Annotated in this window: 1 rRNA gene; it reads right to left on the bottom strand. The window is 62.6% G+C overall.

The window, feature by feature from the left end:
• Window positions 1–285 precede the first annotated feature (285 nt).
• Window positions 286–1,595, bottom strand: a 16S ribosomal RNA gene (locus GPK42_RS09920); the annotation flags it as partial.

Below are 1,595 nucleotides of genomic sequence, written 5' to 3'. Positions count from 1 at the left end.
ACTGTGCTCGCGATCAGATGCTCCTCACTCATATATAAGTGAATTCTTCTTGTTTGGATCGGATGAATGATTGCTATCATTCTGTCTGATAAATCGCAGAAAAGAATCGAGTCTGGAAGAATTGGATCTTCCATCTCTCTCCTATCGCTATGCGGCTCTCAAGGTACGCGGGTGCGACCCCGGGGACCGGGTGCTGCGGGGACTTACTCCGGGCGACATCCACCGGACGGGCTCCTGCCCTCTATTCGAGTTAAGTTGATCTCTCTAGAAGATTTATCTCCCTAGAAAGGAGGTGATCCAGCCGCACCTTCCGGTACGGCTACCTTGTTACGACTTCACCCCCCTCACCCTCCACACCTTCGGCGCCTCCCCCCTTGACGGTTGGGCCGGCGACTTCGGGTGCAGACGACTCGGGTGGTGTGACGGGCGGTGTGTACAAGGCCCGGGAACGCATTCACCGCGGCATGCTGATCCGCGATTACTAGCAACTCCGACTTCATGGGGGCGGGTTGCAGCCCCCAATCCGAACTGGGGCCGGCTTTCCGGGATCCGCTCCCCCTCGCGGGGTGGCATCCCTCTGTACCGGCCATTGTAGCACGTGTGCAGCCCAGGGCATAAGGGGCATGATGACTTGACGTCGTCCCCGCCCTCCTCCGCCTTGACGGCGGCGGTCCCGCGTGGGTTCCCGGCATCACCCGATGGCAACACGCGGCGGGGGTTGCGCTCGTTGCGGGACTTAACCCAACATCTCACGACACGAGCTGACGACAGCCATGCACCACCTGTATGGGCTCCTCTCGGCCACGGGGTCTCCCCCGCTTCACCCATATGTCAAGCCCTGGTAAGGTTCTTCGCGTTGCTTCGAATTAAGCCACATGCTCCGCTGCTTGTGCGGGCCCCCGTCAATTCCTTTGAGTTTTAGCCTTGCGGCCGTACTCCCCAGGCGGGACGCTTAATGCGTTGGCTGCGGCACGGGGGGATCGTCCCCCCACACCTAGCGTCCATCGTTTACGGCTGGGACTACCAGGGTATCTAATCCTGTTCGCTCCCCCAGCTTTCGCGCCTCAGCGTCGGTCTCGGCCCAGAGGGCCGCCTTCGCCACCGGTGTTCCACCCGATATCTGCGCATTCCACCGCTACACCGGGTGTTCCACCCTCCCCTACCGGACCCAAGCCGCGGAGGTTCCGGGGGCTTCGGGGGGTTGAGCCCCCCGCTTCGACCCCCGGCCTGCCGGGCCGCCTACGCGCGCTTTACGCCCAATGAATCCGGATAACGCTCGCCCCCTACGTATTACCGCGGCTGCTGGCACGTAGTTAGCCGGGGCTTCTTCTGCAGGTACAGTCTTGACTCTTCCCTGCTGAAAGCGGTTTACGACCCGAAGGCCTCCGTCCCGCACGCGGCGTCGCTGCGTCAGGGTTCCCCCCATTGCGCAAGATTCCCCACTGCTGCCTCCCGTAGGAGTCTGGGCCGTGTCTCAGTCCCAATCTGGCCGGTCGGTCTCTCAACCCGGCTACCCGTTGTCGGCACGGTGGGCCGTCACCCCGCCGTCTACCTGATGGGCCGCGGAGCCATCCCCTCCCGTCGGGGCTTTAGCC

The sequence above is a fragment of the Collinsella aerofaciens genome, from assembly GCF_018785265.1.
Lineage (GTDB): Bacteria > Actinomycetota > Coriobacteriia > Coriobacteriales > Coriobacteriaceae > Collinsella > Collinsella aerofaciens_AI.
This window is presented reverse-complemented; position numbering and strand designations above follow the sequence as displayed.